The organism is Grimontia sp. THUN1695 (genome assembly GCF_059704325.2).
In genome coordinates this window covers 3,053,854-3,068,913 of sequence record NZ_AP046577.1, presented here as the reverse complement: position 1 = coordinate 3,068,913, position 15,060 = coordinate 3,053,854, and the positions used below count along the sequence as shown (strand labels likewise).

Here is a 15,060-nt window from a genome sequence, read left to right as displayed (position 1 = left end):
GATAAATCAGGTAAGAAGCCGTGTCACAAATTACTATTTCAGAAAGTGCACAAAGCCATTTCGTTAAGCTGCTTGAGCAGCAACCGGAAGGGACAAACATCCGCGTATTCGTGGTTAACCCAGGCACGCAAAACGCTGAGTGTGGCGTCTCTTACTGCCCACAGGATGCAGTGGAAGCGACCGACACCGAAATCAAATTCAATGGTTTTTCAGCGTATATTGATGAGCTGAGCCTTCCTTTCCTGGAAGATGCAGAGATTGACTTTGTTACCGACAAAATGGGCTCGCAACTGACACTCAAAGCGCCAAACGCCAAAATGCGTAAAGTGGCCGATGATGCGCCCCTGTTGGAGCGTGTTGAGTATGTCATCCAAACCCAGGTGAACCCACAACTGGCAGGTCACGGCGGTCATATCAACCTGATTGAAATCACCAAAGACGGTGTGGCTGTGATTCAGTTTGGTGGCGGCTGTAACGGCTGCTCAATGGTTGATGTCACCCTGAAAGACGGCATTGAAAAACAATTGCTGGAAGAGTTCAGTGGTGAGCTGAAAGGTGTTCGCGATGTGACGGAACACGCACACGGTGACCACTCCTACTACTAACCGCAGCATACGCAAAGAGGCGCCCGATGGCGCCTTTTTTGTATCGGTGAGGAGCGTCATATCAATGAACAGCGGAAAGGAAAGTGCCTCTTCTCCACTGGTAGACAAACAGCGCACCAAGCGTCAGCCCGCGTAATGCCATAAAGCCCAGCATCGCCGCCCACAGTGCGTGGTTGCCAAAGCCACTCAGCGACCACCAAATGGCGAAAAAGCCTGCCATGGCGACAAACATGGTATTGCGCATCTCCCAGCCCCGTGTTGCGCCGATAAACACCCCATCAAGCAGGAAACACCACATCGCCACCAACGGCATCGCAATCAGCCAGGGCAGGTAGATGATCGCTTGCTCACGCACCGCTGGAATATCCGAAATAATGCCGACAATCCCTTCTCCCCACAAAAGAAAAGCGCACGTGATCAACAGGGATATCACCAGGCTCCAGAAGGTGGTGGCCACCAGCGAGTCCATCAGTTCATTGCGGCTGCGAGCGCCGACCGCTTTCCCCACCATGGCCTCCATCGCATAGGCAAATCCGTCCATTGCGAACGACACCAACATCAGGAAATTCATCAGCACCGCATTGGCTGCCACCACATCATCCCCCAGCGTTGCGCCCTGGAAGGTCATAAAAGTGAACGCAAGTTGCAGGCACAGGCTTCGAAGAAAAATATCCCGGTTGAGCTTTAACAGCCGCCCCATTCCCGCACTGGCTTTTTTCCACTGTGCCACGGGCGACGGTAGCCCCTCGCTTTTCCAGCGTTGCGCCACGAAATAGAGCCCCAGCGCCATCCCGCTGTAATCGGCAATCACACTGGCTGCGGCTGCCCCCTGCACTTTCCAGCCAAAACCGACCACAAACAGCACATCAAGCACGATATTGATGACATTCACCACTATCAGCAGGGTCATCGGCTTTTTCGCGTTCTGGGCCCCGAGCAGCCAGCCCATGATCACCAGATTGGTCAGCGCAGCAGGCGCGCTCCAGATCCGCACCGAGAAATACTGTTCGGCATAACGTTTCACTTCGGTGCTCGCGTCACTGTAGGAAAAAACCCAGTCTGCGATGAGCGGATGCAGGGCAATAATAGCCAGAGCCAACAGCCAGGCCAGCGACATTCCCTGCAGGAAGACATTGGCCAGGCCGGTTTTGTCATTGGCACCATAGGCCTGCGCAGTCAGCCCGGTGGTCGCCATGCGGAGAAAACCCAACAGCCAGAAAGTCACGGCAATCATGGTACTGCCGACAGCAACGCCACCAAGATACCAGGCATGGTCAAGATGACCGATAACAGCCGCGTCCACCAATCCCAACAGGGGGACCGTGATGTTGGAGAGCACCATGGGAAACGCGAGCGAAAACACCCGCACATGAAGGGCTTTTTGTTGCAGCGCAGACAGCATAAATTGGCTCAGGAGACGGTTCAAATGACGGCAGTTTATCAGAAAGCGGGGGGGATAGAGACGCTGCCGTTAACCGTTCTTATCCTACCGCCCGCCACGCATGGTCGGCGAGCAGCACAACGAACAAACCAAACACATGCCAGATGGAATACTTGAAGGTGTCCCAGGCCAGTCCTTTACGGTCATGGAATTTCAGTTGCCATGCATACCAGACAAACCCCAGATTCAGTGCCAGGCTACCAAAGAGATAAACCAGACCACTCATTCCCGCCAGCCACGGCAACAGGCCCACCACGACCAGAAGCTGGGTGTAGAGTAAAATCATGGTCTTGGTGAAGTCCACACCGTGGGTCACCGGCAGCATAGGCACACCGGCTTTGGCGTAATCTTTCCGGCGGTGGATGGCAAGCGCCCAGAAGTGGGGTGGCGTCCAGGTAAAAATCAGCATCACCAGCAGCAGCGCATGGGGGTCAAGTGTACCGGTGACAGCGACCCAACCCAGCAGCGGCGGCATCGCCCCCGCCAGCCCGCCGATCACAATGTTTTGCGGGGTGGCGTGTTTCAGCCACGCCGTGTACACCACGGCATACCCAATCAGGCTGGCAAAGGTCAGCCAGGCCACCAGCGCATTTAACGCCCACAGCAGGATAAAGCCTGCCACCATGAGCGCACAGCCAAATGCCAGTGCCTGCACCGTCCCCACTCGCCCCCTGGCAACCGGCCGGTGAACCGTGCGCTGCATTTTCCTGTCGATACGCTGGTCAATCACATGGTTGAACACCGCTGCCGCCGCAGATTGCATACCAATACCGAGAAGCCCCAGAATCACCGCATGGGCTGGGGGCAAGGCAGGCACGGCAAGGCACATCCCTACCATGGCAGTCAGCAGCAACATGGCGACCACTTTGGGTTTGGTCAGCTCGAGGTAATCGCGCCACTCGGCAGAGTGTGTGTCCGGGGTGCTGTTTACCAGCGAAGGCAATGTGGTTTTAGCCATGGCTTAACCTCCCTGAATCTTCCAGCGGTGACCGCGCAGCACTCACCCAAAAAGGCGAAAACACATTTATCACTGTCCGTACTGTCACCAGCAATAAAAACAAACCGCACACGTTATGTGCCACCGCGACGGACAACGGCAACAGCGCCACCACGTTGGTGACACCAAGTGTCACCTGAATACCAAGCGCCACGACCAGCAGCGAAGAAGCGCCCAATCCCAGCGGTTTCCTGACCGCCAAGGCAAGCAGTAAAAGCAGGACAGTGACCACCATCGCGCCAATGCGGTGGGTCGCATGAATCGTCACACGCTGATCGAAGTTCAGCACGCCATACTGGTAGGTATCGCTTTTCGGACTGATGGGATGAAACGCCGAAGCATCATATTTCTCTACCCAATCAATTTCACAAACAGGTAACTGGGTACAAACCAGCGCCGCATAGTTGGCCGATGTCCAGCCACCGAGGGCTATCTGCATCACTACTGCCAGAAGCGCAGCGACAGAAAGTGTTTTGAGCTTCCCACTGACAGTGATCCCCTGAGTTTCGAGATCTACCTGAGCCGGTTCTTTGATACACCGCCTTTCCAGCAACGCCAACATAAACAGCAAAGTGACTGTGGAAAATCCGCCAAGCAAATGTCCCATCACCACCACCGGCATCAGGTTCATGGTCACCGTCCACATGCCAAGGGCAGCCTGAAAGATCACCACACCAAGCAACACCGTGGGCAACACGCGGTTTCGCTGTGGCCTGCGCCATGCCAGCCAGGTAATCGCGGCGACCGCCAAACCGAGGATACCCGCCACATAACGGTGGATCATCTCGTACCAGGCTTTGTGGATTTCCACAGGGGCGTGCGGGAAAGCGTCTGTTGCCGTGGCGATGTTGCCTGCTGATTGCGGCACGGTCAGAAACCCATAACACCCCGGCCAGTCAGGGCAGCCCAACCCCGCTTCTGTCAGGCGGGTAAAGGCACCGAGCGCCACTACCACCACAGCCAGCAACAGCGCGCCATATATCAGTCCGAGGTAGCGTTTTTCATTCTCCATTACGACCTCCTACCCGACCTTGGACAGCTTCATCAGCTTGCGAAGATCAGACAGCAATCCCTTGCTCTGTGCCACCTGCGCTGCTTTTTCCTCAGGCACAGGATAAGCAAGGATGAGGTAATTGAGCGGGTCAACCAGATAGATAGCCTGACCGGGAAATGGCAGGGATGACAGAGTTTTCAGCATCGCGGCATCCATATTCTGGCGGGTCATATTCATTCCCTCTTTTACTGGCGAGGCTTCAGGCGTAAGAAGAATGCTGGCAACCCGCTCACGCTCACGTCCGACCGCTACCGGGATCTGGTTAAGCTGAAACAGCGCACTCTCACACTGACTGCTGCAACGCTCTGGCAGGGCATAAACCAGCCGCCACTGCCCGTCATGTTCCAGCCAGTCTGCTTTTACTTCTTCAGCAAGTAATTCGCCGTTGTTGGTGACGCCTTTGGTATACCAGCCCATCTCAAGTATCAGCTTGGCGGCCAGCACCGGCAGAACAAAAATCACCGCGACCAGTATCAGTGCTTTTTTCCCTGTCATCGCCATGCTTTCCTCCACCAGAATCCTGCCCCAATCACAACCACCAGCGTCAGCCCAAACCACTGCATGGCGTAGGCGTAATGTTTTTCCGGCTTCATCACCACAGGCTCCCACACGTTTTCTGTCCCGGTGTTGAAGCGCACGCCCTTTTCATCTTGCAGGTTGTTACTGCGAATAAGCCAAGGCTGCAACGCCAATCCAGAGGCCTTGCCCAGTTGCTCTACATCAATTGACTGCACCCGTCTGGGCCAACCCTGTTCTGATGCATCTTCCGTCAATACCACACGGTCAGAAGGAAAACCGAGAATGCCGCTGACCGTAAAGCGTCCATTGAGCCCGACCAATTCTGGTAAGCTTTCCCGGCTGGTGGGTGCCGGCACCCAACCCAGTTCCACCAGCACCCAGCGGTTGTCTGTCATAAACGGCACCATCCAGCGGTAACCGACCCAGCCTTCAAAAATCTGGTTGTCGAGCAACACGCTTTTGCTGTCATCAAACCGCCCTTCAAGCACAACGCTGATGCCTGTCACGTCAGCAGGCAACCTTGTCAGTGCGGTGACCTGTTGCTGGGAACGCGCTGCAAGTTGCGACAACAGGGCTTCTTTTTCGGCCCCCCGGGACATTTGCCACATCCCCAGCTTGACCAACAGGGCGGTCATCACCACAGTAAACAGAAGGAAACCCATCCGTCTGCATTGCCGTATGTGGAACTTAGACATCCAGTCACCTTTTCGACGCTCAGGAGGCAATATGCTGCTCAAAGGGATCCTCATCTGCCTTTTAATCTTTATCGTTTTTAACCTGTTCCGTGCCTTGCCGATAATGTTCAAAGGCCAAACCGAAGTGCCGATGTCGCGCTACCTTGGCCGCCGTGTGCTGTTCTCTGTGATTGTCTTTATGATCCTGCTGGTTGCGCTGGCGACCGGGGTGATTGAGCCCAACCCCCGTCCCTATTAACCGGCGTTACAGGATGTAGACGAACACAAACAGGCACAGCCAGACCACATCGACAAAGTGCCAGTACCAGGCGCCCGCCTGAAAGGCAAAATGGTGTTTTGGTGTCATATGCCCTTTCAGTACCCGCAGCCAGACAATAAACAGGATGATTGATCCCATCAGCACGTGCATGCCGTGAAAACCGGTGAGCATAAAGAAGGTGGTACCATAGATACCGGAATCCAGACGCAGGTTCAGTTCTTGATAGGCATGGACATACTCTTCCACCTGAAGCCCCAGAAAGAGCCAGCCCAGTGCCACCGTTGCTGCCAGAAACACAGTGAGCTTTTTGCGGTTGCCCTGCTCCATTGCCACATGGGCAATATAGACAGTGACGGAAGACGTCAGCAGAATCAGGGTATTCACCAGAGGCAAACCCCACGCACCCATAGCGGTGGTTTCAATACCACCCGGGGTTTTCTCCAACGGCCAGGCTGGAATGAATTCTGGCCATAGCAAAGCCGCTGTCATGGCGTTATTGCTTGCCCCACCCAACCAGGGCACGGCAACCAGACGGGCATAGAAAAGTGCGCCAAAAAAGGCGGCAAAAAACATCACTTCCGAGAAGATAAACCAGCTCATGCCCTGTCGGAATGAGCGATCCATCTGCGCGGAGTACATGCCATTCATCGATTCATGAATCACATCCCGAAACCAGCCGAATAACATAAACAGCAGCACGCCGATGCCAATCAAAAGCACCCACGGGCCGTTGCCACCAAACAGGCCTGCAACTGTCGATCCTGCGCCCATCGCAACAAAAAACAGCGCAACGGCACCGACAATCGGCCATTTGCTCTGGGCAGGCACATAGTAATTTTCGTACTGGGTATCTGTTGTCATGATGACCTCACTGCATTTACTGGGCCACAGGCTCAGTCTTTGCGCTAAACAAGGTATATGCCAGCGTCAGGGTGCTGATATCGTCCGGCAATGCTGGGTCGACATAAAACACCAGCGGGAGTTCGGCGTCCTTTCCTGCTTCCAGCGGCTGGCGGTTGAAGCAGAAACATTCAATTTTGTTCAGGTACTGCGCAGCAAGGCCCGGGGTGACGGAAGGTACCGCCTGACCGACTGAATTCTCATACGTGTTATTGGTGGCGCGGTACGCAATGGTGCGGGTTTCTCCCGGATGGACAGTCAGCTTTTTCACTTCCGGAACGAAATCCCAGCCAAGACCGGGGTTGATGTAAGCGACAAATTCCACCGTCACCGTACGCGAAAAATCTACCTGACTGCTTTCGGTCGCAGCTACATCACGGGTTTTCCCGTTGATCCCCGTGATGTCACAGAACACGTCATAAAGTGGCACCAGCGCGAAGGCAAACCCAAACATCAGCACAGCAATGCCTGCCAGCTTAAGTGCTGAACGGCCCGCTTGTTGTGTCTGTTTTCCCTGATCTGCCATGTGTAATCCCTACTCGATTTTCGGTGGCGTAGAGAATGTGTGGTATGGCGCTGGCGAGGGTATACTCCACTCCAGTCCTTCTGCCCCCTCCCAGGGCTTGGATGACGCTGGCTGGCCACCACGGGCACATTTGACCACCAATACCAGAAAAATGAGCTGGGAAAACCCGAACAGGAAGGCACCAACACTGACAATGGCATTGATATCGGCAAACTGCAGGGCGTAATCCGGAATACGGCGCGGCATACCCGCAAGCCCAAGGAAATGCATCGGAAAGAACAGGATATTGACCGACACCAGCGAGCACCAGAAATGCCAGTTGGCGAGTCTCTGGTCATACATATGGCCGGTCCATTTCGGCAGCCAGTAATACGCCGCCGCCATGATGGAAAAAATCGCGCCGGAAACCAGCACATAGTGGAAGTGCGCCACCACGAAGTAGGTATCGTGATACTGGAAATCCACCGGCGTTATCGCCAGCATCAATCCTGAGAAGCCTCCGATGGTGAACAGCACAATAAAGGCCAGCGCAAACAGCATGGGGGTTTCAAAAGTCAGTGAGCCCCGCCACATGGTCGCCACCCAGTTAAACACTTTTACCCCGGTCGGCACCGAAATCAGCATGGTGCAATACATGAAGAAAAGTTCGGCAAATACCGGCATCCCGGTCGTGAACATGTGGTGCGCCCACACGATAAAACTCAGGCCCGCAATCGATGCTGTCGCATACACCATTGACGAGTAACCAAATAGCTTCTTACGTGAAAATGCGGGGATAATCGCCGAAATGATGCCAAAACTCGGCAGGATCATGATGTACACCTCTGGATGGCCAAAGAACCAGAAGATGTGCTGGAACATCACCGGATCGCCACCGCCAGCGGCATCAAAGAAAGACGTGCCGAAGTATTTATCGGTCAACACCATGGTCACCGCCCCGGCGAGTACCGGCATCACCGCAATCAATAGAAACGCAGTGATGAACCAGGTCCAGACGAACAGCGGCATTTTCATGTAAGTCATACCCGGCGCACGCAGGTTCATGATGGTGACAATCACGTTGATCGCCCCCATGATCGAGCTCATCCCCATGATATGAACCGCAAACACAAACAGTGCCGTACTGTCAGGTGAATAGGTGGTGGAAAGCGGTGCGTAGAAAGTCCAGCCAAAATTAGGACCGCCTCCTTCCATAAACAGCGACATAATGAGTATCAGGAACGCAAACGGCAAAATCCAGAAACTCCAGTTATTCATCCGCGGCAACGCCATATCCGGTGCACCAATCATCATTGGCACCATCCAGTTGGCAAGGCCGGTAAATGCAGGCATTACCGCCCCGAAGACCATAACCAGTCCATGAACCGTGGTCATCTGGTTAAAGAAATTGGGTTCCACCAACTGCAAGCCGGGCTGGAACAGCTCAGCACGGATCACCAGCGCCATTGCCCCGCCCAGTAAAAACATAGTGAAGCTGAACACCAGGTACATGGTGCCGATATCTTTATGGTTGGTCGTCAACAGCCAACGCATCAACCCGCGGGGTTTATGATCATGGTCGTGGTCATCGTGACCGACCTGATCAGGCGTCATATCTGTCATTGCCATTTCTCCTTAGAGATCGTCACCGTTTAGCACTGCATTGATTTGAGATGCCTGAACCACATCTCCCGTGTTGTTACCCCAGGCGTTACGTTCATAAGTAATCACCGCCGCCAGCTCTTTCAAGCCCAGTTGGGCACCAAATGCCTGCATTGCCGTGCCTTGTTTCCCGTGAATAACAATATTGAGATGGTCGAGCAGACGCTCAGGATCTGCGGATATTCCCTGTCCGGCAAGCGCGGGAAACACGCCAGGCAAACCAAGGCCATTGACCTGGTGACAGGCAACACAGCGGGCGTTGAACACCTCCTCACCCAGCGCCATCAACTCGTCCATGCCCATGTTCATTGCCAGCAACTTCTGCTCTTCTTCTTTTGCCTTAGCCTGCACGGCAGCCGTTTCTGTTACCCAAGCGTCGAATTCATCCACCGGTTTGGCGATCACCACAATCGGCATAAAGCCATGATCCTTGCCACAAAGCTCTGCACACTGGCCGCGATAAATGCCGGGTTTGTCGATACGGGTCCACGCCTCATTGATAAAGCCCGGATTGGCGTCTTTCTTCACTGCAAAATCCGGCACCCACCAAGAGTGGATGACATCTTCAGAAGTAATGAGGAAACGTACTTTCTTGCCGGTTGGCACTACAAGCGGCCGATCGACTTCCAGCAGGTAAGCTTCCCGTTTAGTCGCTTCACCATCAATTTGCGCAGCAGACGTTGCCAGCAACGAAAAGAATTCGACATCATGATCAAAATAGCGGTAGTGCCATTTCCACTGTGAACCGGTGATTTGGATGGTCAGATCGGAATCAGACGGGTCTTCCATCGCCAGCAATACCTTAGTGGCCGGTATCGCCATACCGATAAGGATAAGAAAGGGGATCAGGGTCCAAAGGATTTCCACTTTGGTGCTTTCATGGAAATTGGCTGCCACAGCGCCTTTGGACTTACGGTGATGAATAATGGCCCAGAACATGACGCCAAACACCACCACACCGATGGCAACACAGATCCACAAAATCGTCATGTGAAGGCCATAAACCTTTCCACTGATTTCTGTCACACCGGGCGTCAGGTTAAACGAGGATGCTTCGCTGGCAGCATGGGCTGTCAACGAAGAGAAAATTGCGAGCGCGTACAGAAGTTGGCGAATCTTCACCGGTCTCCTCCTCAAAGTCACTTCGCAGTGAAAGATGTAAACAGGTGCTAAAAAACAAAAAACAATTAACAATCCATTTACAATTAAAGCTAGGCAAGGAACCGGGGAAGAACAAAGTTTGTACAATAGAATACCCAGAAATATGATGCCAACCTCAAATTTAGGGGATGAAGACAACTGTTTCATTTACGATGTTTTTACGCTGTATTTTGCGACAATTAGACGTTTTATGACTCAGCCAAACATCAAGAAAATGGTTGTTTTTCTATTAGAGTCTGTTGACCCTAGTTACACAGCATGCAAGGTAAGAAGGGATAAAAGAAAAAGCGATATCACACGTGGAGTACACAAAAGAAAAGCAGCCAGAGACATCAGTCCCAAGCTGCCTTTTTCTATTCTTGCCACCTTCTATTCTTGCCACCTCGTAATGGCGGGAGGTTACATCCAGTCCGTGTTGCGAATCACACCGACTGCGATACCCTCAATAGTAAACGGTTGCTGTGACAAGTCGACCACAATAGGAGCAAACTCCTCATTTTCAGCATGCAGCAACACCTGATTACCTTTACGCTCCAGACGCTTCACCGTCACATCATCTTCAACCCGCGCCACCACCACCTGGCCATTACGTACTTCCTGGGTTTTGTGTACTGCCAACAGGTCGCCATCCAAAATGCCGATGTCTTTCATACTCATGCCGCTGACACGCAACAGGAAATCTGCATTGGGTTTAAACAGGTTAGGATCGACCTGATAATACATTTCGACGTGTTCTTGCGCCAGGATAGGCTCACCCGCTGCCACACGGCCAATAAGGGGCAGCCCTTCCTCATCTTTGGCGGCCTCGGTGTCAACTAGCAGGCGAATACCGCGCGACGCACCGGGTACGATTTCCAGCACACCTTTACGCGCCAGTGCTTTTAAATGTTCTTCAGCCGCATTGGCAGAGCGGAACCCCAGTTCTTTCGCGATCTCAGCACGCGTCGGTGGCATACCGGTGTCATCAATCTTTGCTTTGATTAAATCAAAGACTTGCTGTTGTCTTGCGGTTAACGGCTTCATATTATGAACCTGTCTTTTTATACAGTTAACTGTGAGTATATCCAGTGTTTAACCGGTTGAAAAGGCGGATTTTGCGCCAATGCGTAAGAAAGACCTTGCCGGGTTCACATTTTTTCTGACTGCCTGAGTAAACAGATGCTGGCTCAGGGCTGACATAATGACGCCAAACCACGTCATTTCCCTGCAAGTTCGGGGACGTTTTCTGCTAGACTTGCCACGCATTAAATATAAGAGGCTGCGATCAGATGTCTGCTTGCCAATCGATATATCACACGTTACTGAATTTACCCCTGTCGGTGCTGGTAAAAACCATCAGTATTCCGTCAGACCCTATAAACCAGCTGGATCTGGATTTGACCCGTCCAATGGTTTACGTACTGCCTTTCCGCTCTCATACCGATCTGCTGACCCTACGCAGCAGCTGTCTGCAACTGGGACTGCCCGATCCGCTTGAGCCACTTGAACTTGGCGGAAAAAGCCTGCCACGTTATGTGTTTGTCTCCGAAGGCAAGCGCATCTTTAAAGACAGCGATCCGATACCGGCAGATTCCCTTGCCCTGTTCACCGAATGGCTGGAACTGCACAAGCGCGATAGCGAACTCGATATCCAGATGGTGCCGGCATCTGTCGTCTGGAACCGCGATCCCGGCAATGAGTCACGCCCGGCAGCCCCTGCCCTGCAAGCGCTGAATGCCTTCCAGAAGTTTTACACCATCCTGACCCTGGGCCGTGACAGCATGGTACGCCTGAGTAACGCCGTTTCCCTGCGCTACATGGCGGACAAACATGGCACGGACACCACGATTGCCAACAAACTGGCACGGGTAGCGAAAATCCATTTCTCGCGCCAGAAAATGGCCGCATCCGGCCCTGGCCTGCCCAACCGCCAGCTGCTGTTCAAACGCCTGCTGGCATCGAAAGCTATCGACAAAGCGGTGCAGGACGAAGCGGCAAGCCGCAATGTGCCGGTAGAAAAAGTGCGTAAAGAAGCCATCGAGATGATGGAAGAAATTGCGGCGGACTTCTCACCGAGCCTGATCCGCTACGGTGATCGCATCCTGACCTGGCTTTGGAACAAACTGTATCAGGGCCTGAATATCAACAACGCCGAACGCGTACGTAAGCTTGCGCAGGATGGACACGAGATTGTCTACGTGCCTTGCCACCGTTCGCACATGGACTACCTGCTGCTGTCCTACGTGCTGTATAAAGAAGGACTGGTGCCACCGCACATTGCTGCGGGTGTTAACCTGAACTTCTTCCCGGCCGGCCCGATTTTCCGTCGTGGCGGTGCGTTTTTCCTGCGCCGTACGTTTAAGGGCAACCGCCTCTACTCCACCGTGTTCCGTGAATACCTGGCAGAGCTGTTTGCCAAAGGCTACTCCGTGGAATATTTCTCTGAAGGTGGGCGCTCGCGTACCGGCCGTCTGCTGCCGGCCAAAACCGGCATGCTGGCAATGACCATCCAGGCTATGTTGCGCGGCCTGAAACGCCCGGTCACCCTGGTACCGGTGTACATCGGTTACGAGCACGTAATGGAAGTAAGCACCTATGCCAAGGAGCTGCAAGGCAAGCGCAAGGAGAAAGAAAGCTTCGGTCAGGTACTGGGGATTGTTCGCAAACTGCGCAACTACGGCAAGGGTTATGTCAACTTTGGTGAGCCTATCACGGTGAACCACTTCCTGAACGAAAAAGTCCCAGAGTGGCAAAAAGACATCAACCCCATTGAGCCACAGCGTCCGAACTGGCTGAATCCCGTGGTCAATGAGCTTGCCGAGCATATGATGACCAAGATCAACGATGCTGCCGCAGCCAACGCCCTGACCCTGTGCACCACTGCATTGCTGGCGTCCCGACAGCGTGCACTGAGCCGGGAAACACTGGAAGAACAGCTGACGATTTACCTCGAACTGCTGCGTCAGGTACCATATTCAGCAACCAGTACGGTGCCGTCAGAGTCAGCACAGGAGCTGGTTGAGCATGCGCTGACCCTGAACAAATTCGTGGTTGAGAAAGACTCGCTGGGCGAAGTGATTTCGCTCGATCGCCAGCAGGCAATCCTGATGACCTTCTACCGCAATAACATCATTCACCTGTTTGCGCTGCCATCACTTATCGCGCAAACGCTGGTGTTCAATAACAGTGTTTCCCGTGAAAACCTGATGGATGCCGTTCGTAAGCTTTACCCACTACTCAAAGCCGAATTGTTTATGAGCTTTGATGAGGCGACGCTGGAAAACTACATCGATGCGATCCTGACTGAAATGGCACGCCAGTCACTGATCACCCTCGACGGTGACACCATCAGCTGCAACAACGCCAAGCTGACCCAGCTTCAGTTATTGGGACGCACCATTACCGAAACCCTGCAACGTTATGCCATCACCCTGACTCTGTTCAGCCATGAGCCAGATGCCTCCAAGTCAGATCTGGAACAACAAAGCCAGATGATGGCACAGCGCCTGAGCCGCCTGCACGGTATCAATGCACCGGAGTTTTTTGACAAGGGCGTATTCAGCACCTTGCTGAATTCCTTAAGAGAAGAAGGTTACCTGAATGATGACGACCATGCCTGTGCAGAGCGGATTGAAGCGCTGCGTGAATGCGTCTTCGGCCTGATCTCGCCGGACGTGCAACTGACTATCCAGGCTATCCTGAACCAGTCCTCAGAAAACTGAACATCTCCCGGAAACAAAAAACTCGCCTAAGTGGCGAGTTTTTTGGCTTTGAACGTGGATTACTTGAACAAAACAGCCAGCGCTATACCTATAAATACCAGCATGCCGACATAGTTATTGTTCAGGAAGGCTTTAAAACAGGGGTCACGCTCGCGACCGCGTGCCAGCCACTGCTGATAGACAAACAGCGTGGAAGCCGCCAGCAGGAACCAGTAGTAGATCGCAGAAAGCCCACAGAGGTCGCCTACCAGTACCAAAAGCAAAACAGTGACCAGTTGCAGGATGCCCACGGCAATCTTGTCAAAGCGGCCAAACAAGATGGCGGATGACTTAATACCGATTTTCAGGTCATCATCACGGTCAACCATGGCATACAGGGTGTCATAGGCCACGGTCCAGGCGACGTTGGCCAGAAACAGCATCCAGGCCACAGGCGGTAATTCACCGGACTGCGCCGCATAGACCATGGGGATCGCCCAGCTGAACGCCATGCCCAGCACCAGTTGCGGCATGTGGGTGTAACGCTTCATAAAGGGGTATACCGATGCCAGTAACACCGCCACCACGGACAATTTGATGGTCAGCGGGTCAAGCGTCAATACCAGCAGGAAGGCACCGAGCACCAACAGCCCAAACAGGGCCAACGCTTCTTTTGCCGTCACCAGACCGGAAGGCAAAGGCCTAGCCTTGGTGCGTTTTACATGGCCATCAAAATTGCGGTCAGCATAGTCGTTAATCACGCAACCGGCTGCGCGCATCATGACAACGCCCAACACAAACACCACCAGAACATGCAGGTCCGGTAACCCGTCAGCAGCCAGAAACAATGCCCACAGCGTTGGCCAGAGCAACAGCAAACTGCCGATAGGCCTGTCCATGCGTGTTAATTGCCAATACGCTTTCGCCTTGGCCGCATCCATTTAGCCTTCCTCCTGATATACCGGGGCGTGAGGTAAAAACAACTCAGAAACCAGCATAGGTTTTTCGTTAACCCACAAACGCGAGCGGCGCGCCAGCAGCGGTTGGCCTTCCACCATTACGGTCGCCACTTCAATCGCATCGCGCCTTGCATTCGCCTGGTTAAAGACACGCTGCCCAAGGGGCACAGCGCCTAGCTCCGCAATATCCTGTTCTTTCTCCGTCAGCGTTGACTTGGGCACTAACGTGCGGGCGCACAACCAAGCTTTGCCATCTCCCGACAACACCACTTCACGTACCATACAGGCTTGATCACCCAGCAGGGTGCTTTCATTGTCAGACAAGGCTGATTGTTCGATTTCATGCAGGCCCAGCAGCTCGACCGTCAGGGTGCGACAATGTGCTTTCAGCCGTTCTGTCATGGAGTGGCGCTCAAGCAGCCACGACCCCACTGGGGATGCTTCAAGCCGTTGCCATTCCGGCTCCTCCCAAGCTGCATCCATGAGAGCTTGCAAGTGTAATTCCTTGAATTTTGACATGTTATCCTGAGCAAAAGAGCAAAAAAAACACAAAACCTTCGCCGAATAGGCCAATAGTGTTTAGTATTAGCAGTGCGCTATTGTACACAGCTGTGTCTTCTGAC

Annotated in this window: 15 protein-coding genes; 3 read left to right on the top strand and 12 right to left on the bottom strand. The window is 53.4% G+C overall.

Annotated elements, in window-relative coordinates; all coding sequences use genetic code 11:
- The first annotated feature begins 20 nt into the window (after positions 1 to 20).
- Positions 21 to 605, top strand: a complete 585-nt coding sequence (gene nfuA, locus AC6IB1_RS17490; RefSeq protein WP_497567676.1) for a Fe-S biogenesis protein NfuA — start codon at positions 21 to 23, stop codon at positions 603 to 605.
- A gap of 61 nt (positions 606 to 666) precedes the next feature.
- Here the strand turns inward: nfuA and dinF are convergent, their stop codons facing one another.
- The 5 genes from dinF to AC6IB1_RS17465 form a co-directional block, all read right to left on the bottom strand.
- The gene (gene dinF / locus AC6IB1_RS17485; RefSeq protein ID WP_497567675.1) at positions 667 to 2,007 is read right to left on the bottom strand and encodes an MATE family efflux transporter DinF; all 1,341 of its coding nucleotides are present in this window, start codon (positions 2,005 to 2,007) and stop codon (positions 667 to 669) included.
- A 79-nt stretch (positions 2,008 to 2,086) separates the two neighbouring features.
- On the bottom strand, positions 2,087 to 3,004 hold the full coding sequence (gene cyoE, locus AC6IB1_RS17480; protein ID WP_497567674.1) for a heme o synthase: 918 nt from the start codon (positions 3,002 to 3,004) through the stop codon (positions 2,087 to 2,089).
- Positions 2,997 to 4,055, bottom strand: coding sequence for a COX15/CtaA family protein (locus AC6IB1_RS17475; protein ID WP_497567673.1), 1,059 nt, complete (start codon positions 4,053 to 4,055; stop codon positions 2,997 to 2,999). Before AC6IB1_RS17475 ends, cyoE begins: the two co-directional genes overlap by 8 nt.
- Positions 4,056 to 4,064: 9 nt before the next feature.
- Positions 4,065 to 4,592 (bottom strand): redox-active disulfide-containing membrane protein, encoded by a 528-nt coding sequence (locus tag AC6IB1_RS17470; RefSeq protein WP_497569169.1) that lies wholly within the window; start codon positions 4,590 to 4,592, stop codon positions 4,065 to 4,067.
- On the bottom strand, positions 4,589 to 5,311 hold the full coding sequence (locus tag AC6IB1_RS17465) for an SURF1 family cytochrome oxidase biogenesis protein (RefSeq protein WP_497567672.1): 723 nt from the start codon (positions 5,309 to 5,311) through the stop codon (positions 4,589 to 4,591). The genes AC6IB1_RS17470 and AC6IB1_RS17465 overlap by 4 nt, the downstream gene beginning before the upstream one ends.
- Positions 5,312 to 5,342: 31 nt before the next feature.
- Between AC6IB1_RS17465 and AC6IB1_RS17460 the strand changes: the two genes are divergently transcribed.
- On the top strand, positions 5,343 to 5,549 hold the full coding sequence (locus AC6IB1_RS17460; protein ID WP_497567671.1) for a DUF2909 domain-containing protein: 207 nt from the start codon (positions 5,343 to 5,345) through the stop codon (positions 5,547 to 5,549).
- Positions 5,550 to 5,555: 6 nt separating this feature from the next.
- Here AC6IB1_RS17460 and AC6IB1_RS17455 read toward each other — a convergent pair whose 3' ends face one another.
- From AC6IB1_RS17455 to lexA, 5 genes are all read right to left on the bottom strand, one after another.
- A complete protein-coding gene (locus AC6IB1_RS17455; protein ID WP_497567670.1) occupies positions 5,556 to 6,431 on the bottom strand; it encodes a cytochrome c oxidase subunit 3 in 876 nt (291 codons plus the stop codon).
- Positions 6,432 to 6,447: 16 nt separating this feature from the next.
- Positions 6,448 to 6,996: a cytochrome c oxidase assembly protein gene (locus AC6IB1_RS17450; RefSeq protein ID WP_497567669.1), complete on the bottom strand. Its 549-nt coding sequence runs from the start codon at positions 6,994 to 6,996 to the stop codon at positions 6,448 to 6,450.
- Between the two features lie 9 nt (positions 6,997 to 7,005).
- Positions 7,006 to 8,598, bottom strand: a complete 1,593-nt coding sequence (gene ctaD / locus AC6IB1_RS17445; RefSeq protein ID WP_497567668.1) for a cytochrome c oxidase subunit I — start codon at positions 8,596 to 8,598, stop codon at positions 7,006 to 7,008.
- A gap of 12 nt (positions 8,599 to 8,610) precedes the next feature.
- Entirely contained in the window at positions 8,611 to 9,759 is a 1,149-nt protein-coding gene (coxB, locus tag AC6IB1_RS17440; RefSeq protein ID WP_497567667.1) for a cytochrome c oxidase subunit II, read from the bottom strand.
- Between the two features lie 438 nt (positions 9,760 to 10,197).
- Positions 10,198 to 10,821, bottom strand: a complete 624-nt coding sequence (lexA, locus tag AC6IB1_RS17435; RefSeq protein ID WP_497567666.1) for a transcriptional repressor LexA — start codon at positions 10,819 to 10,821, stop codon at positions 10,198 to 10,200.
- A 245-nt stretch (positions 10,822 to 11,066) separates the two neighbouring features.
- On the opposite strand from lexA, the gene plsB reads away from it, so the two are divergent.
- Positions 11,067 to 13,499: a glycerol-3-phosphate 1-O-acyltransferase PlsB gene (gene plsB / locus AC6IB1_RS17430; RefSeq protein WP_497567665.1), complete on the top strand. Its 2,433-nt coding sequence runs from the start codon at positions 11,067 to 11,069 to the stop codon at positions 13,497 to 13,499.
- A gap of 59 nt (positions 13,500 to 13,558) precedes the next feature.
- Here the strand turns inward: plsB and ubiA are convergent, their stop codons facing one another.
- Both ubiA and AC6IB1_RS17420 read right to left on the bottom strand, forming a co-directional pair.
- Positions 13,559 to 14,419, bottom strand: a complete 861-nt coding sequence (gene ubiA / locus AC6IB1_RS17425) for a 4-hydroxybenzoate octaprenyltransferase (RefSeq protein ID WP_497567664.1) — start codon at positions 14,417 to 14,419, stop codon at positions 13,559 to 13,561.
- Complete coding sequence (locus AC6IB1_RS17420; RefSeq protein WP_497567663.1) at positions 14,420 to 14,956, bottom strand: chorismate--pyruvate lyase family protein; 537 nt, start codon at positions 14,954 to 14,956, stop codon at positions 14,420 to 14,422. It abuts the gene before it with no gap.
- Positions 14,957 to 15,060: the final 104 nt, after the last annotated feature.